Origin of the sequence: Mesorhizobium newzealandense, assembly GCF_042682145.1 — a bacterium.
In the GTDB taxonomy this organism is placed as follows: domain Bacteria; phylum Pseudomonadota; class Alphaproteobacteria; order Rhizobiales; family Rhizobiaceae; genus Mesorhizobium; species Mesorhizobium newzealandense.
In genome coordinates this window covers 156,583-180,853 of record NZ_JBHUGZ010000013.1, presented here as the reverse complement: position 1 = coordinate 180,853, position 24,271 = coordinate 156,583, and the positions used below count along the sequence as shown (strand labels likewise).

General features: G+C 62.8%; 25 protein-coding genes. 10 read left to right on the top strand and 15 right to left on the bottom strand.

Features of this window, described 5'->3' with window-relative positions:
* Positions 1-28: 28 nt before the first annotated feature.
* Positions 29-1,063 (bottom strand): class I SAM-dependent methyltransferase, encoded by a 1,035-nt coding sequence (locus ACFSOZ_RS20530; RefSeq protein WP_379100915.1) that lies wholly within the window; start codon positions 1,061-1,063, stop codon positions 29-31.
* Positions 1,064-1,357: 294 nt separating this feature from the next.
* On the opposite strand from ACFSOZ_RS20530, the gene ACFSOZ_RS20525 reads away from it, so the two are divergent.
* Positions 1,358-3,364, top strand: coding sequence for a putative bifunctional diguanylate cyclase/phosphodiesterase (locus tag ACFSOZ_RS20525; RefSeq protein WP_379100913.1), 2,007 nt, complete (start codon positions 1,358-1,360; stop codon positions 3,362-3,364).
* Between the two features lie 51 nt (positions 3,365-3,415).
* Here ACFSOZ_RS20525 and ACFSOZ_RS20520 read toward each other — a convergent pair whose 3' ends face one another.
* Entirely contained in the window at positions 3,416-3,844 is a 429-nt protein-coding gene (locus ACFSOZ_RS20520; RefSeq protein ID WP_379100910.1) for a MarR family winged helix-turn-helix transcriptional regulator, read from the bottom strand.
* 153 nt (positions 3,845-3,997) lie between these two features.
* Here ACFSOZ_RS20520 and ACFSOZ_RS20515 point away from each other — a divergent pair, with 153 nt between their 5' ends.
* The gene (locus ACFSOZ_RS20515; RefSeq protein ID WP_379100907.1) at positions 3,998-4,855 is read left to right on the top strand and encodes an alpha/beta fold hydrolase; all 858 of its coding nucleotides are present in this window, start codon (positions 3,998-4,000) and stop codon (positions 4,853-4,855) included.
* A gap of 66 nt (positions 4,856-4,921) precedes the next feature.
* On the opposite strand, the gene ACFSOZ_RS20510 is transcribed toward ACFSOZ_RS20515, so the two are convergent.
* A complete protein-coding gene (locus ACFSOZ_RS20510; protein WP_379100904.1) occupies positions 4,922-5,671 on the bottom strand; it encodes an SDR family oxidoreductase in 750 nt (249 codons plus the stop codon).
* Between the two features lie 213 nt (positions 5,672-5,884).
* Positions 5,885-7,129, bottom strand: a complete 1,245-nt coding sequence (locus ACFSOZ_RS20505) for an MFS transporter (protein WP_379100901.1) — start codon at positions 7,127-7,129, stop codon at positions 5,885-5,887.
* 153 nt (positions 7,130-7,282) lie between these two features.
* Between ACFSOZ_RS20505 and ACFSOZ_RS20500 the strand changes: the two genes are divergently transcribed.
* On the top strand, positions 7,283-8,161 hold the full coding sequence (locus ACFSOZ_RS20500) for an AraC family transcriptional regulator (protein WP_379100898.1): 879 nt from the start codon (positions 7,283-7,285) through the stop codon (positions 8,159-8,161).
* A 22-nt stretch (positions 8,162-8,183) separates the two neighbouring features.
* On the opposite strand, the gene ACFSOZ_RS20495 is transcribed toward ACFSOZ_RS20500, so the two are convergent.
* Positions 8,184-9,158, bottom strand: coding sequence for an AraC family transcriptional regulator (locus ACFSOZ_RS20495; RefSeq protein WP_379100895.1), 975 nt, complete (start codon positions 9,156-9,158; stop codon positions 8,184-8,186).
* A 128-nt stretch (positions 9,159-9,286) separates the two neighbouring features.
* Between ACFSOZ_RS20495 and ACFSOZ_RS20490 the strand changes: the two genes are divergently transcribed.
* Complete coding sequence (locus ACFSOZ_RS20490; RefSeq protein WP_379100893.1) at positions 9,287-10,183, top strand: SDR family oxidoreductase; 897 nt, start codon at positions 9,287-9,289, stop codon at positions 10,181-10,183.
* Positions 10,184-10,204: 21 nt separating this feature from the next.
* On the opposite strand, the gene ACFSOZ_RS20485 is transcribed toward ACFSOZ_RS20490, so the two are convergent.
* The 6 genes from ACFSOZ_RS20485 to lgt form a co-directional block, all read right to left on the bottom strand.
* Positions 10,205-11,140 (bottom strand): ribose-phosphate pyrophosphokinase, encoded by a 936-nt coding sequence (locus tag ACFSOZ_RS20485; protein ID WP_019860650.1) that lies wholly within the window; start codon positions 11,138-11,140, stop codon positions 10,205-10,207.
* 155 nt (positions 11,141-11,295) lie between these two features.
* A complete protein-coding gene (locus tag ACFSOZ_RS20480; RefSeq protein WP_379100891.1) occupies positions 11,296-11,910 on the bottom strand; it encodes a hypothetical protein in 615 nt (204 codons plus the stop codon).
* Positions 11,911-11,953: 43 nt separating this feature from the next.
* Positions 11,954-13,105, bottom strand: a complete 1,152-nt coding sequence (locus tag ACFSOZ_RS20475; protein WP_379100888.1) for a M24 family metallopeptidase — start codon at positions 13,103-13,105, stop codon at positions 11,954-11,956.
* The gene (pgeF, locus tag ACFSOZ_RS20470; protein WP_379100885.1) at positions 13,105-13,899 is read right to left on the bottom strand and encodes a peptidoglycan editing factor PgeF; all 795 of its coding nucleotides are present in this window, start codon (positions 13,897-13,899) and stop codon (positions 13,105-13,107) included. The genes ACFSOZ_RS20475 and pgeF overlap by 1 nt, the downstream gene beginning before the upstream one ends.
* 133 nt (positions 13,900-14,032) lie before the next feature.
* Entirely contained in the window at positions 14,033-15,121 is a 1,089-nt protein-coding gene (locus tag ACFSOZ_RS20465; protein WP_379100882.1) for a class I SAM-dependent methyltransferase, read from the bottom strand.
* Entirely contained in the window at positions 15,118-15,972 is an 855-nt protein-coding gene (gene lgt, locus ACFSOZ_RS20460; protein WP_379100879.1) for a prolipoprotein diacylglyceryl transferase, read from the bottom strand. The genes ACFSOZ_RS20465 and lgt overlap by 4 nt, the downstream gene beginning before the upstream one ends.
* Before the next feature lie 166 nt (positions 15,973-16,138).
* On the opposite strand from lgt, the gene ACFSOZ_RS20455 reads away from it, so the two are divergent.
* From ACFSOZ_RS20455 to ACFSOZ_RS20445, 3 genes are all read left to right on the top strand, one after another.
* A complete protein-coding gene (locus tag ACFSOZ_RS20455) occupies positions 16,139-16,441 on the top strand; it encodes an accessory factor UbiK family protein (RefSeq protein ID WP_379100876.1) in 303 nt (100 codons plus the stop codon).
* 323 nt (positions 16,442-16,764) lie between these two features.
* Positions 16,765-17,265: a type III secretion system chaperone family protein gene (locus tag ACFSOZ_RS20450; protein WP_006202532.1), complete on the top strand. Its 501-nt coding sequence runs from the start codon at positions 16,765-16,767 to the stop codon at positions 17,263-17,265.
* Between the two features lie 21 nt (positions 17,266-17,286).
* On the top strand, positions 17,287-17,646 hold the full coding sequence (locus tag ACFSOZ_RS20445; RefSeq protein WP_379100874.1) for a tRNA-binding protein: 360 nt from the start codon (positions 17,287-17,289) through the stop codon (positions 17,644-17,646).
* Positions 17,647-17,804: 158 nt separating this feature from the next.
* Here the strand turns inward: ACFSOZ_RS20445 and ACFSOZ_RS20440 are convergent, their stop codons facing one another.
* The 4 genes from ACFSOZ_RS20440 to ACFSOZ_RS20425 form a co-directional block, all read right to left on the bottom strand.
* A complete protein-coding gene (locus tag ACFSOZ_RS20440; RefSeq protein ID WP_379100872.1) occupies positions 17,805-18,827 on the bottom strand; it encodes a glycosyltransferase family 4 protein in 1,023 nt (340 codons plus the stop codon).
* 208 nt (positions 18,828-19,035) lie between these two features.
* A complete protein-coding gene (locus ACFSOZ_RS20435; RefSeq protein ID WP_379100869.1) occupies positions 19,036-20,451 on the bottom strand; it encodes an ATP-binding protein in 1,416 nt (471 codons plus the stop codon).
* Between the two features lie 49 nt (positions 20,452-20,500).
* The gene (locus tag ACFSOZ_RS20430) at positions 20,501-21,220 is read right to left on the bottom strand and encodes a response regulator (RefSeq protein ID WP_379100866.1); all 720 of its coding nucleotides are present in this window, start codon (positions 21,218-21,220) and stop codon (positions 20,501-20,503) included.
* Positions 21,207-21,740 (bottom strand): MarR family winged helix-turn-helix transcriptional regulator, encoded by a 534-nt coding sequence (locus tag ACFSOZ_RS20425; protein WP_379101010.1) that lies wholly within the window; start codon positions 21,738-21,740, stop codon positions 21,207-21,209. Before ACFSOZ_RS20425 ends, ACFSOZ_RS20430 begins: the two co-directional genes overlap by 14 nt.
* 248 nt (positions 21,741-21,988) lie before the next feature.
* Here ACFSOZ_RS20425 and ACFSOZ_RS20420 point away from each other — a divergent pair, with 248 nt between their 5' ends.
* From ACFSOZ_RS20420 to ACFSOZ_RS20410, 3 genes are all read left to right on the top strand, one after another.
* The gene (locus ACFSOZ_RS20420; RefSeq protein WP_379100864.1) at positions 21,989-22,882 is read left to right on the top strand and encodes a branched-chain amino acid aminotransferase; all 894 of its coding nucleotides are present in this window, start codon (positions 21,989-21,991) and stop codon (positions 22,880-22,882) included.
* Between the two features lie 145 nt (positions 22,883-23,027).
* Complete coding sequence (locus ACFSOZ_RS20415; RefSeq protein ID WP_379101007.1) at positions 23,028-23,345, top strand: hypothetical protein; 318 nt, start codon at positions 23,028-23,030, stop codon at positions 23,343-23,345.
* A gap of 139 nt (positions 23,346-23,484) precedes the next feature.
* Complete coding sequence (locus tag ACFSOZ_RS20410) at positions 23,485-24,123, top strand: MBL fold metallo-hydrolase (RefSeq protein WP_379100861.1); 639 nt, start codon at positions 23,485-23,487, stop codon at positions 24,121-24,123.
* Positions 24,124-24,271: the final 148 nt, after the last annotated feature.

The window sequence follows — 24,271 nt, the reverse complement described above, 5'->3', positions numbered from 1 at the left end:
GAAGGCGCGCGGAGGTGCAAGCCAAAGGCTATCCGCGCTTTTCGATGACGGCGTACAGCACGTTGCGGTTCTCGCCAAAGAACACCTGCGCGTTGACGGCGTTGCGGTCGACGCTGGCATTGACGATGTTCCACATGTCGACCTCCGATCGCAGCAGCAACACCCAGTCCATGAACGTTTCCCGGTATCCGGCGTCAGGATTGCCCTCCGCGTAGTTCGCGAACAGGAATGTCCCGTTCGGCTTCAACATCTGCAGGCAGGTTTTCGTGAGCTTCACGGCGACGTTGTGCGCAAGGTAGTCGTAAAGGCCGGAGGCGTAGATCAAGTCGAACTTGCCGAGCTTGTGGCCCCTCGTGAGCACGGTTCGCACCGAGCCATCGATGGCCTCGACCGCGGTGCCCTGGAAGTCGCGCGCGATCAATCCGACGCTCTGAGGATCCTGATCGAGCGCAACCCAACGCTTGAGGCGGCCCTCCGCCAAGGCGGTCGAACGATTGGCCTCCCGCAAATGACCGGCCGCGATCGCCAGGACCTCGGTTTGCGGTCCGTTCTTGGCCGCACTCTCATCGACGTATCGGGTCAAGAGATCGCGTCGTTCCCGGGCTGCGACGCATGACGGCACGTCCTGGGTATGGGTATAGAGCGCCTTGCCGGTCTCCGAGGCGTTTGCCACGCTCTCGGCCACGTGCGGATCGCAATAGATGTAGTCGAGCAACTCCGCGTCGCCAGAATAACCTCTGGGCTTGCTGAAGGACCAGCGCGTCAGTGGATCCTCGAGAAAGTACTCCAGGATCGGGTGGTTCTGCACCACCGGTATCAATGCTTGCCAAACGTCGGGATGAACCTTGGAACGCGTCGCGTTGAGGTACGACATCAGACGGCGAATGATCTCGGCGGGGTCCTTTCGCTGTTCGATTTGCTGGTGTGTCGCGTGGAGAATGAGCGCGAGTTCGACGCGAGCGTTTTCGAATGCTTCGCCGTGATGCTCGAGCGTTCCTCGACGGAGACTGTTGGCGATCATCTTGGCGGTAATCAAGCTTTTGCCATCAAACACGGTTTGCAACCCATCACTCCATAGTTAACAGTCAGTTAACTTATTACGTAGAATGCTCCATTTGCCAATGCCGGGTCGAGCGCATTTTATCGGTATGATTAATTTCCCGCAAACCATGTTCGATCGTTAGTCAGATTCCGGGTCGGATTCCGCGTTCGAGTTAACGGAAACTTGTCTTGCGCGATTGCATTTGTTTGTCCGGCGTCGCAATCGCTGTCACGTCCCGAGGAGCCGGCCTGCGTGGGGGCAGAAGCTAGAGATGAGTTCGGAATACAAGATCCTCTTCAACCGGGGTTTGGTGTGATGGACGAACGCGTGGCATCCGTATTGGCCGACGCTGTTGATGCGGAACCGTACGAACCGCGCTACGAACTGGCGTCCGACGAGCTTCGCGCCCTTTACCGCACGGAAGCCCAAACGACGCGAAGAGGGGAAGCCAGGCCTGGGCTTTGGATGGCCGTTGCCATCTATGTGCTGTTTTCGGCAACGGACCTGCTGCTCATTCCAGATGTGGCCGCCTACACGATCACGGCGCGCTTCGCGGTCGGACTGACTGCGCTTTTGATCCTGGAAGAGCAGCTTCGCCGGGGCGTCGGGACGGAATGGCTCGACATGACTTGCGCCGGGGCCATTATCTTTGGCTATGTCGGCTGGTTGTCCCCTGCGGTTATGGGGGCGGAAAAGGAAAGTGTCTCCTACTATATGGTCTTCGGCACCATCTTCATGATGAGTGCTAATTTATTCTTCACATTTAGATTTAAGGTTTCTATTATAACCTCAACTATAATATTGTGTATACTTTACATCGTAAACTACTTTGTGCCTTCTACGCTAACCTACAAAATGGTATTTGGGACATTCTACATTTCCTGCTTCACATTTACCTCATACGTGAACTGGAAACTGAATGAGGAGCGCTTCAACGTCTTCCTGAATGCCCTGGAAGCCAAAATTCAGCACAACGAGGCGACCGAACGCGGCAAGGCCCTGCTGAGACTGTCGCGGACCGATCCACTCACTGGTCTGGAGAATCGGCGGGCGATCGACGAAAAGCTGCGGGATTACTGGAGCGACTGGCAACGGGTTGGCACCAGTTTTGGGGCGATCCTCATCGACGTGGACTTCTTCAAGAAGTTCAATGACTGCTACGGCCATCAGGAAGGCGACCGTTGCCTGATCCATGTCGCCAATGCCCTTAGCGAGATGATCAAGCAGTATCATGGCTCGATCGGCCGCTACGGCGGTGAAGAATTCATTGTCCTGGCTCGCGTCGAGAGAAAAGAGCAGATCATGGATCTTGCGGAAGCCATTTGCAGCACGGTGGAGAACCTGGCGCTTACCCACGAGTTGCGGCGAGACGGGGTCTCGATTGTGACAGTGAGCGTTGGCGCTGCATTCACCAGGACGCAGACAGGCGCCAAGCTGGAGAAGATCATCCACGAGGCCGATCGCGCGCTCTATCTGGCAAAAGCCGGTGGTCGGAATTGTGCTCGGCTGTTCGATCCGACCGATCCCCAGAGCAGCGACGAGAGTGAGAATATCGCAGCTTTGCTGAAGATCGCGATTGGCCAGAATCTCGTTTCGCTCGTTTATCAACCGATCCAGGATGTCAAATCGGACCGGGTTGAAGCCGTAGAGGCTCTGATGCGCCTCAAGATGCTGGACGGCACATCGGTTCCGCCGAGCCTGTTCATTCCCGTCGCGGAACGAACCGGCGCGATCCTGGCACTCGGGCGCTGGGCAATAAGGACAGTGTGCGCCGAGCTTTTGGCGGACGACCATGTCCGTGTCGTCAGTGTCAATGTCTCTCCAATTCAGCTCAAGACACCTGGCTTCGCAACGTCTGTCGCGACCATTTTGGGCGAGACCGGCGTCGCCGGCAGCAGGCTGGCCTTCGAAATCACCGAAGGGCTGGAGATGGAGATGCACTCGGACATTCTTCGCTGCATCAGCGACCTGAAGCTACTCGGGATCAAGATATGGCTTGATGACTTTGGAACTGGCTTCGCGGGCCTTTCGTGGCTTCGTCTGATCGATTTCGATACGGTGAAGATCGACCGCTCGTTCCTTCACGACTGCGGCACCCCGAACGGCAGGGCAATGCTCCAGGACATCATTACCCTGGTCCGAAATCGCGGCCACAAAATCCTGGTCGAAGGGGTGGAAACTGACGAGCAGATGGCCCTTATGCGCGAATTCGGCATAGACAAGGTCCAGGGCTTTCATGTCGGCCGTCCCGCTCCCGCCGTCAGTTTCCAGGCAAAGCGGACCATTCGCAAGCGCCCATTTACCGTCCTCAAGTCCGCATGACAGCGGCGCCGGCGGCGGTATTGCGGCCGCGCCTGCTTCCAGCATCCGGGCTTATCGGCCGCCGGTCAATGCGTCGCGCAGCGCCTGGATCTGCCGGTTCAGGGCATCGAGCTGTGCCAGCGTCATGCCCGAGCGCTCGATCAGGGTCTCATTCAGGCAGTTGCACTGGACCAGCAGCGCGCGTCCGGTTGCGGTCAGGTCGACCTGCACCTGGCGCTCGTCGACCTGGCTGCGTTGGCGGGTCACCAGCCCGGCCTGTTCCATCCGCTTCACCAGCGGCGTGACCGTGCTCGATTCCAACGCGAGCCGGTGGGCGATCGAGCCGACCGACATGCCGTCGGCCTCGCCCAACGCGTTGAGCACGAGATATTGCGGGTAGGTGATCCCCATCTCGTCCAGCATCGGCTTGTAGGTGCGATTGATCGCCATGCTGGTGGCGTAGAGCGTGAAACAGAGCTGATTGTCCAACGGGAGAGGCACGGCGCATTCCTTCTTGCCGATACAGGCGTCAAGTGTATACCACGAAAAATGATATCGCGATACATATTTCCCATGGACAAGGGGGGTGAGTTGCGCTAGTCATATAGATATCGCGATACTGTTTATCGCGACAGCAATCGAAGGGAGATTGAGATGACCTCGCAATCCAAGCCCGGCTCCGGCAGCGGCACGATCACCACCAAGGACGGAACGCAGATCTACTACAAGGACTGGGGGACCGGTCAGCCGATCGTCTTCCATCATGGCTGGCCATTGAGCAGCGACGACTGGGATGCCCAGATGCTGTTCTTCCTGTCCAAGGGCTACCGCGTCATTGCCCACGATCGCCGCGGCCACGGCCGCTCAACCCAGACGGATATCGGCAACGAGATGGACACCTATGCCGCCGATGTCGCGGCACTGGCGGCGCATCTGGACCTGAAGGACGCCATCCATGTCGGCCATTCGACCGGCGGTGGTGAGGTGGCGCGCTATGTCGCCCAGTATGGCGCCGGTGGTCGTGTCGCCAAGGCGGTGCTGATCGGCGCGGTGCCGCCGATCATGCTCAAGACCCCGGCCAATCCCGGCGGCCTGCCGATCGAGGTTTTCGACGGATTCCGTGCCGCCCAGGCCGCCAACCGCGCGCAGTTCTTTCGCGATGTTCCGGCCGGTCCGTTCTACGGTTTCAACCGCCCCGGCGCGCAAGTTTCGCAGGGGATCATCGACAATTGGTGGCGCCAGGGCATGATGGGCGGCACCAAGGCACACTATGATTGCATCAAGGCCTTCTCGGAGACCGACTTCACCGAGGACCTGAAGGCAATCGACGTGCCGGTGCTGGTCATGCACGGTGACGACGACCAGATCGTCCCCATCGCCGATTCCGCGCTGCTGGCGATCAAGCTGCTCAAGAAGGGCGAACTCAAGGTCTACAAGGGTTTCCCGCATGGCATGGCCACGACCCATGCCGACATCATCAACGCCGACCTGCTGGCCTTCTTCAAGGCCTAGGATTTCGCTAGACAGAAAGATGCACCCGCCATCTGGCGGGTGCATCCGTGTAAGGCCCTGCCGATTTCAGGCAATGCTCAGGCCGCCGTCGATCAGCATTTCCGCGCCGACCATGAACGGGCATTCGTCCGAGGCCAGAAACACCACCGCATTGGCAATTTCCTCGGCGGTTCCAAAACGGCCCGCGGGCACCAGGCCGACCACCGCTTTCGCGCGGGCCTTCGCCGCTGCCGGATCCAGCCCAAGTTTGTCGTTGAGCGGTGTGTCGATCGGGCCCGGGCTGATCACATTGGCGCGGATACCGCGCCCTATCAGTTCGCCTGACAGCGTTCGCGCCAGCGAAATCATGCCGGCTTTGGCCAGCGAATAGACATGCGTTCCTGCCATTCCCATATGCGCGTTGACCGAGCCGCTGAGGATGATCGACGACGGGTTCGAAAACAGCGGAAGGAGCGCCTTGACCAGGAAGTACGGCCCCTTGAGGTCGACATCGATGCTCCTGTCGAACGCTGCCTCGGTCCAGTCGCCAAGCGGGCGCAGATCGGCGATGCCGGCGTTGAGGAAGAGAGCGTCGAGCTTGCCGAAGGTTTCCCCGATCCGCCCTGCAATGTCGCTTTGGGCGGCGGCATCTCCGGCGTCGGCGGCGATGACAAGCACATCGCCGCCCAAGATGTTGCGCGCCTCCTCGAGACGGCCCGCATTGGTGCCGGTGATGGCGACGCGCGCGCCTTCCTCGATGAAACGTCGCGCCGTCACCAGGCCGATGCCGCTGGTGCCGCCGGTAATCAGCGCGGCCTTGCCTTTGAGTCTGGACATAACAGATGCCTTTCCTGACTCGGAGCGCTGCGCATCAGTCGCGCTGAGCCCGGTACCTTATGTTCAACTCGAAGGCGTTCGCTGGCCTTGCCGTCAGCGCCATTTGTACGTTTCGAACACTAGCAGGCTTTTCACCCGGCGCATGACGAAAGAACAATTGAGGACATGGCAGCTGCCACGCCCTCATGTCAAAGTCCTGAACACCCGCTGATTTTAGCTGTTCGCCGTCTCCAGCTTCCTGGCTTCCTTCATGTTCGGCAGGAAAACGGTCAGAAGTCCAAGAAACGGCAAATACGAGCAGATCTGGAAGACGAACTCGATGCCCTTCATGTCGGCGACGACGCCGAGCACGGCGGCGGCGATGCCGCCCATGCCGAAGGCGAAGCCGAAGAAGATGCCGGCGATCATGCCGACACGTCCCGGCACCAGCTCCTGCGCAAAGACGACGATGTTGGAGAAGGCCGACGACAGGATCAGGCCGATCAGCACCGTCAGCACCATCGTCCATTCGAGGTTGGCGTAGGGCAGGGCCAGCGTGAAGGGCAGCACACCGACGATCGAGAACCAGATCATCGCCTTCTGCCCATAGCGGTCGCCAAACGGACCACCGAGCAGGATGCCCAGCGCCGAGGCGCCGAGGAACAGGAACAGCATGACCTGCGACATCTGCACCGAAACGCCGAACTTATGGATGGAATAAAAGGTGTAGTAGCTGGCAAGGCTGGCGATGTAGGCGTTCTTGCTCAGCACCAATAGCGTCAGCACGGCCAATGCCCACATCACCTTGCTGCGCGGGAAGGGCGAGACGAAGCTTGCAGCCTTGCGGTTGCCTTGCGCGGCGCGCAGACGGCTGTACCAGCCGCCGACCTGCCACAGCACGACGATGCCGATCAGCGAGCCGACGGCAAACCAGGCGATGCTTTCCTGGCCGAAGGGCACGACGATGAATGCCGCCAGCAGCGGCCCCATGGACTGGCCGAAATTGCCGCCGACCTGGAACAGCGATTGCGCCAGGCCAAACCGGCCGCCAGAGGCGAAGCGAGCGATGCGCGAGGATTCCGGATGGAAGATTGCCGAGCCGATGCCGATCAGCGAGGCGCCGATCAGAAGCAGCGAATAATGCCCGGCATAGGCCAGCACGACCAGGCCGATCAGCGACGACGCCATGCCATAGGGCAGCGAATAGGGCATCGGCCGCTTGTCGGTGATCATGCCGATCACCGGCTGCAGCAGCGACGCTGTCACCTGGAAGGTGAAGGTCAGGAGGCCGATCTGCCAGAAGTCGAGGCCGTAATTCTCTTTCAGCAAGGGATAGATGGCCGATAGCAGCGACTGCATGATGTCGTTGATGCAATGGCAGAAGCTCACCGCCAGGATGACGGTGAAGGCCGTCGCCTGGGCTGAAGCGTGACTGGCGCTCGCGGGTGGCGCGACGCTGGCGGCTGTCGTATCGGTCAAGGCAGGCTCCGTGGTCTTTTTGGCGGGCACGCCCGCAGGGCAACTTGGCGGACGCTCTTGCGGCCGCCTTGGAGGACGGTTGCCTTATAAGCTGCTTGCGGGACGACTTCTTTCGTGGTTTGGTCCAATAGTTTCGCAAGTGGGCCATACCCAATGCCTCATGGCAGGGAAATCTTTCACGCCGGCAATGCCGATCTCGGTCAATTGCACGAAAGTCGCTGGCAGTGGCTGGAGCAAGTGGTCGGACCGGCGGTGGCGCTGCCGACCGAATATCCCGACGGCTACCATGTGCCGCAACACCGCCACAGCCGCAGCCAGCTGCTGCATGCGCTGGTCGGCGTCGTGCTGGTGACGACGCGGCATGGTCGCTGGATGGTGCCGCCCGACCACGCGATGTGGATTCCGGCCGGCACCGAACATTCCGTCGAGATGCTGGGCGATGTCTCGATGCGTTCGGTCTATGTCATGCCGCGGGCTATCCCCGGGCTGCCGGAGGGCTTGCGAGTCGTCGGCGTCACCGACCTGATGCACAGCCTGATCGTGGAATCCGAGAAGCTGCCGCAAGGCGGCGTGCTGGAAGGACGTGGCGGGCTGATCATGAACCTCCTGCTGCACGAAATCCCGACCCTGCCGGAACGGCCGCTCGGCCTGCCGTTCCCGTCCGATCCCAGGCTGGCGGCGCTCTGCCGGCGCTTCGTGGCGGCACCTTCGCCGCATGCGACGATCGACGAGTGGGCCGATGCCGCCGGCATGAGCCGCCGCTCCTTCACCCGCGCCTTCCAACGCCAGACCGGCCTGTCGCTGTCGACATGGCGCCAGCAGGCCTGCCTGTTCGCGGCGCTGCCGCGGCTGGCCGATGGCGAGCCGATCACCAGGGTGGCGCTCGATCTCGGCTATGACAGCGTGCCGGCCTTCATCACCATGTTCAAGCGCATGCTCGGCGCCGCGCCGCGTGGCTATATGCGCGGCGCACGCGACAGCGGCGAAGGTATGCGTCGGCCAAGCGGTTCGCTTCGACTGGAAAGCCCATGATTTCGGCGTAGTGCCCGGCGGTTCAACCCGCGACCGGCTCAGGCAGGCTGGTGCGGACGGCCTCCCCGCCATGTGAGGCGGAAGCCGGTGCCCGGCGACGGCCATGTTGGCGCGGCGAACAGCCCATGACCCGCTTGAAGGCGGTGCTGAAGGCGCTTTCGGATTCATAGCCGAGCGACACTGCAATGACGGAAACGGGATCGCTGGAACTCGCCAGCCTGTCGCCGGCCAGCAGCATGCGCCAACGCGTCAGGTAGTCCATCGGCGAGGCGCCGACCATGGCCTTGAATTTCAGCGCAAAGGTCGATCGCGACATGCCGGACCGCTCGGCCAGCGCCTGCAAGGTCCAGCCATGTGCGGGATCGTCGTGCATGGCGCCGATCGCCGCGCCGATCTGCCTGTCGGCCAAAGCAAACAGCCAGCCAACGCCGCCTCGCAAGCCCTCCGCCATGTGCAGGCGCAAGGCCTCGATCAGGATCATGTGGGCGAGATGCTCGACGATGAGAAAGCCACCGGGCCGCCGCTCGCGCAATTCCTGCATCATCCGCTCCACCGGCCAGCGCAGCGCCGAGTGGTCGGAGTCGCTGCGGATGTGGACGATGGGCGGCAGCATCCGCAACAGGACGCCCGCATGGTCGCCGGACAGGGCGAAGCGGCTGCTGACCAGAAGGAAATCGCCACCGCCATTGTGCGAGGTGACGCCACCGGTGCGGGCCGGGGAAAAGATGGTGCGGGCGTCGACCGCCGGCAGGTGCATATCGCTGGCAAGGCGGAAGGGCCGGCCGCGCGGCAGCAGGAAGCAGTCACCCGTCTCCAGCCGGACTGCATCGGAGACGCCCTCCACGGACAGCCAGCATTGGCCCGACACCACGGCACCGCATTTGATGGCCGCCTGCTGGTCTGGGAACTGAATCGACCAGTCGCCACCGGCCTCCAGGCCGGCGGACAAATAATTGCGCGGCTTCAGCAGCGACAGCACGTCTGAGAGCGGATCCATGGGCGTTCCGGACGATTGCGAAGATAATACGGACTTTATAGCATAGATCGTATTTCCTCAATCCCGTATCTCCTTCGGCAACGGGCTGCCCATACGGCCCCCTTGACCAAAACAAAGGAGAAATCGCGATGCGTGTATTTGTGACTGGTGCCACCGGTTTTGTCGGTTCCGCGGTTGTGCGGGAGCTCGTTGGAGCGGGCCATCAGGTGCTCGGTCTTGCCCGTTCGGATGCCGGTGCCAGGTCGATCGTTGCCGCTGGCGCCGAGGCGCATCGCGGCGACATCGAGGATCTGGAAAGCCTGCGCAGCGGGGCAGCCCAATCGGATGGTGTCATCCATACCGCCTTCAATCATGACTTCTCGAAATTCGCGGCAAACTGCGAGGCGGACCGGCGCGCCATCGAGACGCTCGGGGCGGAGTTCGAAGGCTCCGAGCGGCCCTTGCTCGTCACCTCCGGGCTGGCGCTGCTGACGCCGGCCGGCCGCATGGCGAGCGAGAACGACGCGCCTGTTCCTCCGTCCGCCTCCTATCCCCGCGCTTCGGAAGTGACGGCCGAAGCACTGGCGGCGCGCGGTGTGCGCGCCTCGGCGGTGCGCTTGTCACCCTCGGTCCACGGTGACGGCGATCACGGCTTCGTTCCGATGCTGATCGGCATCGCGCGTCAAAAGGGTGTTTCGGCCTATATCGGCGACGGAATGAACCGCTGGCCGGCGGTGCACCGACTCGACGCCGCCACGCTCTTCAGGCTGGCGCTCGAGAAGGGGGCCGGCGGAGCCCGGTATCACGGCGTCGCCGACCAGGGCGTGCCGACACGGGAGATCGCCGAGATCATCGGCCGCCGCCTGAACCTGCCGGTGGTGTCCAAAACCCGCGAGGAAGCAGCCGGCCATTTCGGCTTCCTCGGCCACTTCTTCGGCATGGATTGGCCTGCGTCCAGCGAGCAGACCCGCAACGTGCTGGGATGGCAGCCGAAGCAGCCTGGGCTGATTGCCGACCTTGATCGTCCCAGCTATTTCGAAGGTTGAACTTTCGGCTCGGAGCGGCGGTTAGTCGAACAGGCTCGACACCGATTCCTCGGTCGCCGTGCGCGAGATGGCTTCGCCCATCAGGTCGGCGATCGAGATGACGCGGATGTTCGGCGCGTCGAGCACGCCTTGCGTCGGCTGGATGGAATCGGTGATCACCAGTTCCTGCAGCTTCGAGCCGCTGATGCGGGCGACGGCGCCACCCGACAACACACCGTGGGTGATATAGGCGGTGACGCTGGTGGCGCCGTTGGCCAGCAGCGCATCGGCGGCATTGCACAGCGTGCCGCCGGAATCGACGATGTCGTCGATCAGCAGGCAATCCTTGCCGGCGACGGCGCCGATGATGTTCATGACTTCAGATTCGCCCGGACGCTCGCGGCGCTTGTCGACGATGGCCAGCTGGGCGTCGAAGCGCTTGGCCAGCGCACGGGCGCGCACCACGCCGCCGATGTCGGGCGATACCACCACGACATTGCCGAGCTGCTTGTATTTCGCCTTAACGTCGCGGGCCATCACCGGCACCGAGAACAGATTGTCGGTAGGGATGTCGAAAAAGCCCTGGATCTGGCCGGCATGCAGGTCGAGCGTCAAAACGCGGTCGACGCCGGCGCGGGTGATCATGTTGGCGACCAGCTTGGCCGAGATCGGCGTACGGCCGGAGGCTCGGCGGTCCTGCCTGGCGTAGCCGAAATAGGGAATCACCGCCGTGATGCGCTTGGCCGACGAGCGCATGAAGGCATCGATCATGATGAGCAGTTCCATCAGGTGATCGTTGGTGGGGAACGAGGTCGACTGCAGGATGAAGACATCCTCGCCACGCACGTTTTCCTGGATTTCGACGAAGATTTCCTGGTCGGCGAAGCGCCTGACACTGGCCTTGCCCAACGGGATGTTGAGATAGCGGGCGACCGCTTCGGCCAGCACCCTGTTGGAATTGCCCGCGAAGAGTTTCATGCACGGTTCCTGGTGGAGGATGGCGAGACCTGACGGACTCGCCTGCGCCCTTTAACCGGGCTTTTAGCGGCCCGCGCCGGTATTGCAAGCGCCGAGATCGGGAATCCGCCGGCTAATCCTAAGAAAGCTTCGCGCCATCGCGGGCCGGCAACACCTCAGCCCGCCTTGCCGCCAAGAAACGCCGCGAACTGGTCGATGGTCTGGTCGGCGATCGCCTGCATGGTGGCCGGCGAGACCGCCTTCCAGCTGTCAGCGCCATTGACCGAAGGCGCCTTCATCTGGCCGTTGATGCGGTGCAGGCGGTTGCCGGCCGGGTCGTAGACGTCCCAGACATAAATGACGGTGGTGTCCTTGCCTTCCGAAATCGCCGAGAAATAACCTTTGAGCACATGGGTCGCGGTCTGGTCGGTGCTGCCGGCCAGCGTAATGCCGCGCTGCCTGGCACGTGTCTGCAGCTCCGCCGTCAGCGGCGTCGCGGCTTCCACCGACGCGCCGACGATCGGCGCGATCTGCAGGCGGGTCTTCGACAGGACGGCAGCGCTTTGGGCTGGCGTGACCGGTGTGGGGGCGGTTGCAGGAGCGCCCGAGGTGGTCGTGGCAGGGTCGGCGGGCGACGGGGCAGGGACGGCGGCGGCGCTGCCCTGGGGGGCTGGCGTCGAGGTCGCCGGCGGGGTGATGGCGGAGGGTTCGAGAACGTCCTTTGCGTTGGTGCAGGCGCCAAGAGCCAATGCCACAAGCAATGACACGGTCGTCACATGCGATCGTCTCATTTGCCTTCTAACTCCTTGGCGAAGAACGCCTCCCATTATGGATTCACTGTACGATCAAGTCGAGATCATGGCGGGAGAGCGGCTTCGGCTGGGATTCGGTGGTCAGGTAGGTGCGGCCTAGCGTCATTGCCGTCTCGGTGTCGGAATCCATGATGATCATATGGGCGAACAGCGTCATGTGCGGCGCGATCGGCTCGGGGTTGCCCTGATAGAACATCGGCATGTCCATCCAGGACGGCGTGAAGCGGGCGCCGACCGAATAGCCGCAGGCGTTCAGCCTGTGCTTGGTCAGGCCGTGCGCCTCCATGGTGCGGGCATGGGCGTCGAACACGTCGCCGAAGCTGTTGCCCGGCGTCATCGCCTTCTCGACGGCCAGAAGGGCTGCGCGGGCGGCGTCGAACAGCTCCTGATGGCGCTTCGAGACCTTGCCGGTCAGCACCGTGCGCATCATCGGTGCATGGTAGTGGTTGAAGACGCCGGCCCATTCGAGCGTCAGCTGGTCGTTCTTGGTGAGCTTGCGGCGGCCGGACTTGTAGCGGCAGAGCAGCGCGTCGATGCCGGAGCCGATGATGAACTCGTTGGCCGGATAGTCGCCGCCGCCGGCAAAGATCGCGCCCTGCATGGCGGCCAGGATCAGCGCTTCGTCGCCGCCCTGCTTGATCAGCGGCAGCGCGGCGTCCAGCGCGTCGTCGGAGAGGTTGGCGGCCTTCTCGGCCTTGGCGATCTCGGCCGGGCTCTTGAACAGGCGCAGCCGGCTGACAATGCCGGACGCGTCGGCGATCTGGCCGAAGGTCTGCAACTGCTCGTCCAACCGGCGGCCATTGTAGGCGGTCAGCCCATGGGTGTCGTATTCGACGCCGATGCGGGCGCCGAGCAGGTCGAGCTCGTTGAGCAGATTGCGCAGGTCGACCGCCGGATTGGCGCCATTGCGGTCGGTCCACAGAACGATGTTGTCGATGATCGAGGTCTGGCGCGCCTGGCGCAGGTCGGCCGAGCGGGTCAAAAGCACCATCGAACCGTCGGCCTTCACCACCAGGCACTGGAAGAAGCAGAAGCCAAAAGTGTCGTAGCCGGTCAGCCAGTACATGCTTTCCTGCGCGAACAGCAGGATGGCGTCGAGCTTCTTCTCGGCCATCTCGATCATCAGCCGGTCGCGCCGCGCGTCAAATTCCGATCGTTCAAAATGCAGCGCCATTATTCCCCCTCCAAAACGATTGCCGAAACCTGCCGGCCATAATCAGGCTCCTTGCGGTGCGTGGTGCGCCGGTAGGAGTAAAACAGCTCCTCCTCGGCATAGGTGCAGCGGCCGAGGCCTTCAGCGGTCACGCCGGCCCTGGCCAGCCGGTCGACCGTGTAGCGGTTGAGGTCGAACATCGCATGGCCGGGATTTGCCGAAGGCGCGAAATAGTTGTCATTTCCAGCGTCGGCCTCGACGAAGCGGGCGACGAATTCCGGCCCGACCTCATAGTTCTCGGGGCCGATCGAGGGGCCGAGCACGGCAACGATGTTTTCGCGGCGGGCGCCGAGGCTTTCCATGGCCAGGATGGTGTTTTCGAGAACGCCGGTGAAGGCGCCTTTCCAGCCGGCATGTGCCGCGCCGATGATGCGCGCCTCGGCATCCGCGAACAGCACCGGGCCGCAATCGGCGGTCGAGGCGCCGATGGCGATGCCCGGCCGGTCGGTGACGATGGCGTCGGCCTTGGGCCGTTCGCCGGCAAAGGGCTCGCTGACGATGATGACGTCGGGCGAATGGATCTGCCAGGCGGTCAGCAGATGGCTTGCCGGCACGCCCATCCAGGCGGCAACGCGGCTGCGGTTCTCGGCGACCAGCGCCTGGTCGTCATTCGATCCGGTGCCGATGTTGAGGCCCTGGTAGATGCCGCTGGAAACACCGCCGACGCGGGTGAAATAGCCGTGGCGGATGCCTTGCGCCTGTGCCTTGTCCAGCAGGGGCGACCGAACGGGATCCGGTTTGGTCTGATTCAGCATGCGGGCGTTGTTGTCCGTGTGGGCGGTTTCGTCAAGAAAAAGTGCTTCGTCGAAAGAAGGCGGGGGCAGAGCTTGGCCGGCGGTTCGATCGTTCTTTGCCGGACGGGAGATTGGGAGGGGCAGCAGTGAAAAGTCAATCCGCCGTGGCAAAGGGCCGGACGGCCACGTCGCGCGGCAGGACGGCAAGCACCTTGAACAGCTCGCCCATGGCCTGCGGGCCGGCGAGCCGCTCGACATCGTCGGCGATCTTGTCGCGCGCCGCCTGGTCGGCATCGGCGCCGAGCCGGCCGGCACGCTCGAGAATGCCCATGCCGAGCAGGAAGCCGCCCTGCGTCGACAGATGGGCGTCGAGGCCATGCGCGCGGACGATTGCGGCAAGGGCGGCGAAATCGACATGGGTCGTCAGGTCGGCCTCGCCAGGATTGGCCAGCACATCTTCGTGATTATGCCTGTGCAGGGCCTGCAGTGTGTCGCCGAGACCTGGCTGGAGGTGGCCATAGTCGAGGAACAGGCCGGCGCCGCCGTGCCTGGATATGCGCTCGGCAATCGCCGCCATCAGGGCTGCGCGGGCCGGCGCCACCTCGGCGATCGCGCCTTGTGGTGCGTCAGCGGCGTCGTCAGGCAGCAGCGTCGGGTCGACCGAGCCGGCGCCGGCGAAGAAGCGCAGCTCGTTGGTTCCGTCGAGGCCAACCATGCGCTCGCGCCAGCCGGTGCCGGCGCGGACGAACTGGCGGATCGGCACGGCGTCGAACAATTCGTTGCCGACAATGAAAAGCGGCTGCCGTGGCAACGTGTCGATGGTCTCGTGCCAGCCGATCGCGAAGGGTGTCGCGCCAAGCGTCTGTTTCTGCACCTCTGTCAGGCGCGGGCTGGTCTCGATCATGGCAAAGGCGCCGCCGTTGGTGAGGGCCGGATCGAGCCGCGACAGGGTGCGCAGCATGTCCTTCATCAGTGTGCCGCGGCCAGGACCGATCTCGGCGATGGTCACAGGGAGCGGCCGGCCGCTGGCCTGCCAGGCCTGGTAGAGCCAGACGGCGACGAGTTCGCCGAACATCTGGCTGATCTCGGGCGCGGTGATGAAGTCGCCGGCCGCGCCGAAGGGCTCGCGCGTCGTGTAGTAGCCATCCTCGGGATCGAACAGGCACAGCACCATGTATTCGTTGACGGGAAGCGGCCCCAACGCCTCGATCAGGTCGACGATGCGGGTTTTCAGCCGTGTCATGCCGGCTGCGTCTGCGTCACCGGTTTGGCGGTCACCATCGCCCAGATGCCGACCAGCACCATCGGCGACGACAGGATCATGCCCATGGTCAGCCAGTTGGTGCCAAGGAGATAGCCCAGCTGCTGGTCGGGTTCGCGGAAGAACTCGACGAAGATGCGCGACAGGCCATAGCCGCAGATGAAGGCGCCGCTGACGAAGCGCGGCGTCTTCAGCTTGAGGCGCGAATGGGTGAGGATGCGCAGGACGAGGAACAGCACCAGACCTTCGAGCAGGGCCTCGTAGAGCTGGCTCGGATGGCGGGCAAACGGCCCGCCATTGGGGAATTCGATCGCCCACGGCACGTCGGTGGGCCGGCCCCAGAGTTCGGAATTGATGAAGTTGGCGACGCGCACCAGGCCGAGGCCGACCGGCACGCCGGCGGCCACGACATCGAACAGCGACCAGGTGCGGATGCCGCGCTTGATGGAAAACAGCGTCATGGCGAGGATGACGCCGAGCAGGCCGCCATGGAACGACATGCCGCCTTGCCAGACCGCGAAGATATCGAGCGGGTGGGCGATGTAGCGTGGCAGATCGTAGAACAGCACATAGCCGGTGCGGCCACCCAGCACCACGCCGATGGCGGCCCAGACGATGAAATCATCAAGATCCTCCGGCTTCATCGGCAGGACGCCGTTCGGCCACAGCTTCGCATTGGCGGCGAGCCGCTTGGCGTACCACCAGGCAAACAGGATGCCGACGATGTAGCCAATGCCGTACCAGTGCACCGCCAGCGGCCCGATCTGGATGAGTATCGGGTTGATGTTGGGAAAGGACAGGGAGGCCAGCGGCAGCAGGAAATAGTCGTTCAACGGGGAACTCTCGGTTGCGATCGCGTTTGGGCGCGGACCATGCGGCAGGCTTTTGGCAGGGTCAAGGCAAGCCGGACGCTCTCGACTTGATGCCGCACCAGGGCGCAACATGCTTGCATTCCAAGTGCCGCGCTACTAACTCAATTGCGGTAAGCGAGGATTTGCCATGTCGACCGGACCGAACCGCATTCTCGATGAATTCGCCAAGCTGATGACCGATGCCGCCGGCGCCGCTCAAGGCGTGCGCCGCGAGGTCGAGACCGCCTTCAAGGGCCAGGCGGAACGCATCCTCAACACGATGGACGTGGTGCAGCGCGAAGAGTTCGAGGCCGCGCGCGAGATGGCTGCCAAGGCCCGGGAAGAAAACACCCGCCTTGCCGAGCGTATCGAGGTGCTCGAGGCGAAGCTTGCCGAATTGACCGGACAGGCCACACCGGCGGCGGCTGCAAAGCCCCGCGCAAAAAAATAATCATTAAACTTTTCCACATAGCCCGATCCTGAAAAGCGCTTTGCCGTGAATCGCTTAACGGCATTGGGTGAATCTTTGTGACAGCGGCTTTCCACATGCGAATGACGCAGTGCGAAAAATTGGGCTGTTCACGCGACTCCCGATCAATAGACTGAATTTGTTGCATGATTCGGAGCCGGGTCATGTGGCCGGGCGGTGGGGTCCGGTCTGGGGTCTTTGCGTCGAGAAGTCCTGGCCGTCCGAGTTCTAGACAAGATTGTTCGTTGTGTGTGCCCTCCCGCGGAGCGTGTGGCGGCGCTCCTCAGAACGACAGGAAGCATTCCATGGAACTTCTCGAACTCGAATTCTCCCGCGAAATCCATCCGGTGGATGTTATCGAGCAGGTGGCCCACAACAACGACTGGTCCTTTGAGCGGGCCGGTGACGACGAGATTTCGATCTCGGTTGCCGGCAGCTGGACCGACTATCACGTCTCCTTCTCGTGGATGGAGGATTTCGAGGCGCTGCACCTGGCTTGCGCCTTCGACATCAAGGTGCCGGAGGCTCGCGCGCTCGAAGTGATGCGGCTGCTGTCTCTGATCAACGAGCAGATGCTGTTCGGTCATTTCGACCTCTGGGAGCAGGAAGGCGCGATCATGTTCCGCCAGTCGCTGCTCCTGGCCGGCGGGGTCGAGCCGTCGAGCCAGCAGGTCGAGGTGTTGCTGTCGTCGGCGCTGGAAGCTTGCGAATGCTATTTCCAGGCCTTCCAGTTCGTCGTCTGGTCGGGGACCTCGGCCAAGGACGCGCTGGCCGGCGTGCTGTTCGAGACCTACGGCAACGCCTGAGCCAAGGCAGACAAGACCGAGATGAGTTCGAGCAGCGAGCGCAAGCCCGAGATCAGTTTCGCCGACTTCGATCGTGTCGACATCCGCGCCGGCACGATCGTCGAGGCAGAGCCGTTTCCCGAGGCGCGCAAGCCAGCGTTCAAGCTGAAGATCGATTTCGGCGCCGACATCGGCATCAAAAAATCGTCGGCGCAGATCACCAAATACTATGCGTTGGAAACGCTGATAGGCCGGCAGGTGTTCGCGGTGGTCAATTTCCCGCCGCGCCAGATCGGCCCGTTCATGTCGGAAGTGCTGACGCTCGGCTTTCCCGACGAGGAGGGCGCCGTGGTGCTCGGCGCCATCGAGCGCAAGGTGCCGGATGGCGGACGGCTGTTCTAGGATGCGTTGATTGTCAGGTGAGGCCGGCTTGCTAACGGCTGATACCTGCGCTTCCGGTGCTCACGGACCCAAACGTACGCTCCGCTCCGGTTCTCGGAGCCCACCATTCTCAGCTCGGCCTGACCTGAATCCCAACACATCCGAAGCCGCGAGGTTTCTCAGGCAGCCAGCTTCCTCGTTTTGCCCAGTGCTTCTTCAACCGTATCCAGAAACATTTCGGCGCAGGCTTTCCAACTGTAGCGCATGGCGCGTTCGCGCGCCTCGGCGCGGTCGACGTTGAGGGCGGCGAGCGCCGCCTCGCGCAGATCGGTCGACACCGCGCCGCCAAAACCATCGCCGACGATGTCGATCGGACCGGTCACGGGATAGGCGGCGACCGGCGTGCCGCTGGCCAGTGCCTCGATGATGACATTGCCGAACGTGTCGGTGCGGCTGGGGAAGACGAAGACATCGGCCGAGGCATAGATCTCGGCCAACTCGTCATTGGGGCGGTGGCCGAGGAAATGCGCTTGCGGGTATTTCGCCTTGAGCCTGGCAAGCTCGGGACCTTCGCCGACGATCACCTTGCTGCCGGGCAGGTCGAGGTCGAGGAAGGCCGAGAGGTTCTTTTCGATGGCGACGCGGCCGACGCAGAGGAAGATCGGGCCGGGGAAGCCGAGATCCTTCTTCTTGTCCGGCCGGAAATGGTCGGTGTCGACGCCACGCGTCCACGGCCGCAGCTTGTTGAAGCCACGCGCCGCAAGATCGTCGGCGAGCGACTGCGTGGCGACCAGCGTGCCCTGGCCCGAATTGTGGAAATCGCGCAGCCAGCGATAGGCCCAGCTTTCCGGCACCGGCAGGCGCGCGCTGAGATATTCGGGAAAGCGGGTGTGATAGCTGGTGGTGAACGGCCGGCCGGCATTGCGGCAATAGCGCCGCGCCATGATGCCCAGTGGTCCCTCGGTGACGATGTGAATGTGGTCCGCCTTGCCGGCTTCGATCAGCCGCGCGACATGGCCGGGCGTGGTCAGCGCCAGGCGGATGTCGGGGTAGGTCGGCAGGGGCAGCGTGCGAAAGATGTTGGGCGTCAGGAAATCCAGCGCGACATCGAAGGATTTCAGCGTTTCGGTGAGCCGCTCCAGCGTGTGGACGACGCCATTGACCTGTGGGCGCCAGGCGTCGGTGACCATCAATATGCGCATGGCGGCCCTTTGCTCGAAAGGTCGACGGTTGCCTTGAGACGATGCCGGAACGGCGACCAGCCTGCTGCTCTCGCTTCGCTCCAGCGCACCCGGGCGGGCACGGGATCGAAGTGAGGCGGCAGGGCCGAATCAATGGAGGTCGCGCGCTTCATGCGCGCTCTTGACCATGGTTTCATGACGGGCGGATGAAGCCCTGAATCTGGCCAGCCTAAGCGGGAACCTTGATCACGGCGCGCAGGCCGCCGAGCGGGCTGTCGTCGAGGGTGATGTCGCCGCCATGGCTGCGGGCAATGTCGCGTGCAATCGACAGGCCGAGCCCGGTGCCGCTGGCATCGAGGTTGCGCGCCTCGTCGAGCCGCACGAAGGGCTTGAACACGTCTTCACGCCGGTCAGCAGGTATGCCCGGGCCATCGTCGTCAATGGTGACCAGCAGCGAGCCGCGGCCATGGTTGGCGTTGACCTCCACCGTCCTGGCATAGCGGAAGGCGTTGCCGATGACGTTGGACATCAGCCGGGCAAAGGCGTTCGGCCGCACATGCACATCGCGGTCGCCGGTGAGCGTCGTCGACAGCTTGCGCTTGCGCAGCCTGGCTTCCTCGTCGAGCTTCTGGAAATAGGCCTCGAGATCGAACCGTCCGGCGTCTTCCGAAGCCTCGCCACGGGCAAAGGCGAGATAGCCTTCGAGCATCGACTGCATGTCGTCGATGTCCTGGTCGAGCGCTGCCTTGGTCTCGGCCTTGCCGCCGGCCAGTGCCAGCTGCAGCTTGAAGCGGGTGAGGATGGTTCGCAGGTCATGGCTGACGCCGGTCAGCATGGCGGTGCGTTGCTCGATCTGGCGTTCGATGCGCTCGCGCATCTGGATGAAGGCAAAGCCGGCGCGGCGAACCTCCTCGGCGCCGCGCGGCCGGAAATCGCGCGGCATCGGACGGCCCTTGCCGAAGCTTTCGGCGGCTTCGGCGAGCGTCAGGATCGGCCGGATCTGGTTGCGCAGGAAGGGGATGGCGATCATCAACAGCACCAGCGAGGTGCCGACCATCCAGATCAGGAAGATGTGGGTGTTCGAGGCATAGGCCTGGCTGCGGCGCACGAAGACGCGCAGCACCTTGTTCTCAAGCTGGATGCGCACCTCGACGATGTTTGAATTGCCGACCGTGTCGATCCAGAACGGGCGGTTTATCTGGCGGGTGATTTCGGCCGAGAGAACATCATCCAAAATCGAGAAAAACGGCTTTGGACCGGGCGCGGGCAGCGGGTCGGGCGGCAAAAGGTCGACCTTCAGCTGCATGCGGTCCTGGGCGATGCGGATGACGTTGGCGTAGTCGGTGTCGTGCGGGTAGGTTTCGATCAAGTCGATGATGGCGGCGATGTCGCGCACGGTGGCCTGCGACAGGCGCTGCGTCACGGTCGCCCAATGGCGTTCCATGAAGACGAAGGCGACGACCGATTGCAGCAGGATCATCGGCGCGATGACGATGATCAGCGAGCGGGCATAGAGTCGCTTCGGCATATACAGCGAAACGAGGCGCCAGAACCGGTTCCAGGCGCGCGGCACCGCCTTCAGCGTCCGCGCGGCGCGTGCGCTCAAGCCGCCATTGCCCGGCTGTTGCAGTTCCGTGGTTGCCATTCGCTCTTTTCGCTTGCCCGCAACCGTTCAGCCGGTCGCGGGCGGCATTCTATTCCACGCTGAGCCGATACCCAATACCGCGCACGGTCTGCAGCCAGACCGGATTGGACGGATCGCGCTCGATCTTGCGGCGCAGGCGGTTGATCTGGACGTCGATGGTGCGCTCGCCAACCTCCGAATCGTCGCCGACCAGCTCGTGGCGGGGTATCGTCTCACCTGCCCGCGCGGCGAAGATCGCTAGGATCTCCTGCTCGCGGTCGGTCAGCTTCAGCGCCTCGCCGCCGCGCTTCAATTCGCGCCTGGCGATCTGGAACGTGTAGGGGCCGAAGACCAGTTGCTCGACCTTCGGCGTGGTCGCCGGGCCGCCACGGCGCAGGATGTTGTTGATGCGCAGGATCAGCTCGCGCGGATCGAAGGGTTTTGGCAGATAGTCGTCGGCACCGGCTTCGAGGCCGGTGATGCGGCTGTCGGTTTCCGACAGCGCCGTCAGCATCAGGATCGGCACGTTCTTTTCGGCCCGCAGCGACTTGGTCAGGTCGACGCCCGTTTCGCCGGGCATCATCACGTCGAGGATCAGAAGATCGAAGTCGAGGCCGGCAAGCTTGCGCCTGGCTTCGCCGGAATTGCCGGCGACGGTGACGCGAAAGCCGTTTTCGGTCAGATACTGCTTGAGAAGATTGCGGATGCGCGTGTCGTCGTCGACGACAAGCAGATGCGGCGCATCGTCGTCCGGTGCGGCCGCATGATCGACCCGTTCAGTGCTCTCCATGGCTTTTCCCTGACATCTTTGCGGACCCAACGTCGATCTGCGCTCTCAGTTCCGGATTGACCATCGCTTCGAGGAACCGTTCCACCAAGGTCCGTTCGGTGACTCCGGAATCTCCCAATGCAGCATGGATGCGGCGCGACTGTGGCCGCGCCAGCGCCAGCGCCAGCGCGCGCCCCTTGGCTGTAGGATAGAGCTCGCGCTGGCGGCGGTCGCGCGGCCCTTGCAACTGCACGACATGGTCGGTGTCGATCAATTGCTTGAGCACCCGCGCCAGGCTTTGCTTGGTGATCTTCAGCACGTCGAGCAGTTCGGCGACCGTCAGGCCCGGCCTGCGGTTGACGAAATGCAGCACCCGGTGGTGGGCGCGGCCGAAGCCGTAATCGGCCAGGATCTGATCCGGATCGGAGGTGAAGTCACGATAGGCGAAGAAGAACAGTTCGATGATGGCGAAGTCGATGCCGTCCTCGTCGGTGATCGCCGTCCTGATCGGTTTACCGGCTGCGTGGCTTCGATCCGTCATCTTTTCTCCGCTTGAAAGAGAGATTATGTCAGTACTATTGACGTAATTTCCCTGCAATGGTAATTTTTGACAAGCTTTTGGGCGGATTGCGAACGAAAAGGCAAGCGAAGCCGGTTTTTCCGGAACTTCCTGAGTTTGCCAGAATGCCATTATCCGCCTACGCTCCAGCATAAAAGCCGCTTTGCGCGGCCGACACGAAACAACAACGATACAACACTATGCGGGCTGCCGCCCGCGGGGAGGTTACCATGGCATCCGTTCCCTTCGATCAACTGGACGGTTTCATCTGGATGAATGGCGCGTTCGTCCAATGGGGTGACGCCAAGATCCACGTGCTGACCCATGGCCTGCACTACGCCAGCGCCGTCTTCGAGGGCGAGCGGGCCTATGGCGGCGAGATCTTCAAGCTCAACGAACACACCGAGCGCCTGCATGAATCGGCGCGCCTGCTCGGCTTCAAGATTCCCTATTCGGTGGCCGAGCTCAACGACGCTTCCACCACGCTTTTGAAGAAGCAGGGTTTCCAGGACGCCTATGTCCGGCCGATCGCCTGGCGCGGCAGCGAACAGATGGGCGTGTCGGCGCAGAACAACCGCATCAACTGCGCTATCGCCATCTGGCAGTGGCCGAGCTATTTCGATCCGGCGCAGAAGCTGAAAGGCATCCGCCTCGACGTGGCGGAATGGCGCCGGCCCGACCCGCGCACGGCGCCGTCCAAGTCGAAGGCCGCCGGTCTCTACATGATCTGCACCATGTCCAAGCACGCTGCCGAGGCCAAGGGCTATGCCGATGCCATGATGCTCGACTGGCGTGGCCAGGTCGCGGAAGCGACCGGCGCCAACATCTTCTTCGTCAAGGAGGGCAAGATCCACACGCCCAAGCCGGATTGCTTCCTCGACGGCATCACCCGCCGCACGGTCATTGGCCTGGCCAAGGATCGCGGCCTGGAGGTGATCGAACGGGCCATCATGCCGGAAGAGCTGGAAGGCTTCGAGCAATGCTTCCTGACCGGGACGGCAGCGGAAGTGACGCCGGTTTCAGAGATCGGACCTTACCGATTCGAGGTCGGTGAAATCGCCAAGAATCTCATGAATGACTATTCTGCAGCGGTTCAGCCCAAGCACGCGATCGCAGCAGAATAACGAAAGTCACAGCTTTTCGAGCAAGCAGGGGCGGTTTTCGGGCCGCCCCTTTTATTTAAGTGTTTCTGCATTTGACTTTCATCCAATTCGGCGTCTCATGATGCTGTCGGCCCGGGAGGCTGGCAGCTATGGAGGGACTAATCATATGGACATGAACACGCTTCTTCCGATCATTATACAGGTGATTACGGGTATCATCGGTGGTCAGGCGGTCGGTGCGGCGCTCAAGACAGCGGCGATGGGTCAGCTTCCCAAAATCCTGGGTGGAGCCATTGGCGGCGTCGGCGGTGCGGCGATCCTCGGCAGCCTGCTTGGTGGCGGCGCGGTCGATCCTGCGGCTGCGGCAGCAGCAACGAGCGGTCTTGGCAGCGCGCTGAACCTCAACAACATCATCGGTGGTGCCGGCGGCGGTGCGATCCTGACCGGCATTCTCGGCGCGGTCATGGGCGCCATGAAGAAGTAAGCTATTCAGTCTAGGTGTTCTAAATGGGCGGCTTCGGCCGCCCATTTTCGTTTTCAGAGCGACTGACTGTTCGTCTTGCGAGGGGTGGACGCCCTTCGCCCGCGCCTTTACATCACGCTGGAATAGCGAAAGGACGATCATGGGTCAGCTCAATGCCGGCATCGTGCCGGTCACACCGTTCCAGCAGAATTGCACCATCCTGTTCGACATGGACGACAAGCATGGCGTGGTCGTCGATCCGGGCGGCGACATCGACAAGGTGCTGGCGGTGCTGAAGGACAATGCGATATCAGCCGGGGCCATCTGGATCACGCATGGCCATATCGACCATGCCGGCGGCGCCATGGAGTTGAAGGAGGCGCTCGGCGTCGACATCATCGGCCCGCATGAAGCCGACAAGTCTTTGCTCGACAATCTGGAAAACCAGGGCAGGCGTTACGGCATCGCCGGTGCGCGCAACTGTGTGCCCGACCGGTTCCTGACCGAAGGCGAGACCGTGTCGTTCGGCTCGCATGTGTTCGAGGTGTTGCATTGTCCCGGCCATGCGCCCGGCCATGTCGTCTACTACAACCGCGCGGCCAAGTTCGCCCATGTCGGCGACGTGTTGTTTCGCGGCTCGGTCGGCCGCACCGACCTGCCGGGCGGCGACCATGCGGCGCTGATCGCCTCGATCAAGGACAAGCTCCTGCCGCTCGGCGACGACATCGGCTTCATCTGCGGCCATGGTCCCGGCGGACGCTTCGGCGAGGAGCGCCGGACCAACCCTTTTCTGACTTGAAGCCGGTCGCGTCGAAACGGATCCATGCGAAGCGCTTTAAGGGGCAGCGCCGACCTCAAGAGAAATCTGGGACGTCGAGCCCAACAACAAAAAAAGCGCTGGCCTCGCGGTCAGCGCTTTTTTGTTTGGGGCAGGGAAGCCCTAAAGC

Bases quoted from the DNA above. Each gene is read 5' to 3' on its own strand.
- ACFSOZ_RS20525 (WP_379100913.1), top strand. From the start codon at position 1,358: ATGGACGAACGCGTGGCATCCGTATTGGCCGACGCTGTTGATGCGGAA.
- ACFSOZ_RS20430 (WP_379100866.1), bottom strand. From the start codon at position 21,220: ATGGAGAGCACTGAACGGGTCGATCATGCGGCCGCACCGGACGACGAT.
- pgeF (WP_379100885.1), bottom strand. From the start codon at position 13,899: ATGCTGAATCAGACCAAACCGGATCCCGTTCGGTCGCCCCTGCTGGAC.
- ACFSOZ_RS20415 (WP_379101007.1), top strand. From the start codon at position 23,028: ATGGACATGAACACGCTTCTTCCGATCATTATACAGGTGATTACGGGT.
- ACFSOZ_RS20475 (WP_379100888.1), bottom strand. From the start codon at position 13,105: ATGGCGCTGCATTTTGAACGATCGGAATTTGACGCGCGGCGCGACCGG.
- ACFSOZ_RS20490 (WP_379100893.1), top strand. From the start codon at position 9,287: ATGCGTGTATTTGTGACTGGTGCCACCGGTTTTGTCGGTTCCGCGGTT.
- ACFSOZ_RS20445 (WP_379100874.1), top strand. From the start codon at position 17,287: ATGAGTTCGAGCAGCGAGCGCAAGCCCGAGATCAGTTTCGCCGACTTC.
- ACFSOZ_RS20410 (WP_379100861.1), top strand. From the start codon at position 23,485: ATGGGTCAGCTCAATGCCGGCATCGTGCCGGTCACACCGTTCCAGCAG.
- ACFSOZ_RS20495 (WP_379100895.1), bottom strand. From the start codon at position 9,158: ATGGATCCGCTCTCAGACGTGCTGTCGCTGCTGAAGCCGCGCAATTAT.
- ACFSOZ_RS20485 (WP_019860650.1), bottom strand. From the start codon at position 11,140: ATGAAACTCTTCGCGGGCAATTCCAACAGGGTGCTGGCCGAAGCGGTC.
- ACFSOZ_RS20420 (WP_379100864.1), top strand. From the start codon at position 21,989: ATGGCATCCGTTCCCTTCGATCAACTGGACGGTTTCATCTGGATGAAT.
- ACFSOZ_RS20425 (WP_379101010.1), bottom strand. From the start codon at position 21,740: ATGACGGATCGAAGCCACGCAGCCGGTAAACCGATCAGGACGGCGATC.
- ACFSOZ_RS20450 (WP_006202532.1), top strand. From the start codon at position 16,765: ATGGAACTTCTCGAACTCGAATTCTCCCGCGAAATCCATCCGGTGGAT.
- ACFSOZ_RS20480 (WP_379100891.1), bottom strand. From the start codon at position 11,910: ATGAGACGATCGCATGTGACGACCGTGTCATTGCTTGTGGCATTGGCT.
- ACFSOZ_RS20440 (WP_379100872.1), bottom strand. From the start codon at position 18,827: ATGCGCATATTGATGGTCACCGACGCCTGGCGCCCACAGGTCAATGGC.
- ACFSOZ_RS20465 (WP_379100882.1), bottom strand. From the start codon at position 15,121: ATGACACGGCTGAAAACCCGCATCGTCGACCTGATCGAGGCGTTGGGG.
- ACFSOZ_RS20510 (WP_379100904.1), bottom strand. From the start codon at position 5,671: ATGTCCAGACTCAAAGGCAAGGCCGCGCTGATTACCGGCGGCACCAGC.
- ACFSOZ_RS20515 (WP_379100907.1), top strand. From the start codon at position 3,998: ATGACCTCGCAATCCAAGCCCGGCTCCGGCAGCGGCACGATCACCACC.
- ACFSOZ_RS20500 (WP_379100898.1), top strand. From the start codon at position 7,283: ATGCCTCATGGCAGGGAAATCTTTCACGCCGGCAATGCCGATCTCGGT.
- ACFSOZ_RS20435 (WP_379100869.1), bottom strand. From the start codon at position 20,451: ATGGCAACCACGGAACTGCAACAGCCGGGCAATGGCGGCTTGAGCGCA.
- ACFSOZ_RS20455 (WP_379100876.1), top strand. From the start codon at position 16,139: ATGTCGACCGGACCGAACCGCATTCTCGATGAATTCGCCAAGCTGATG.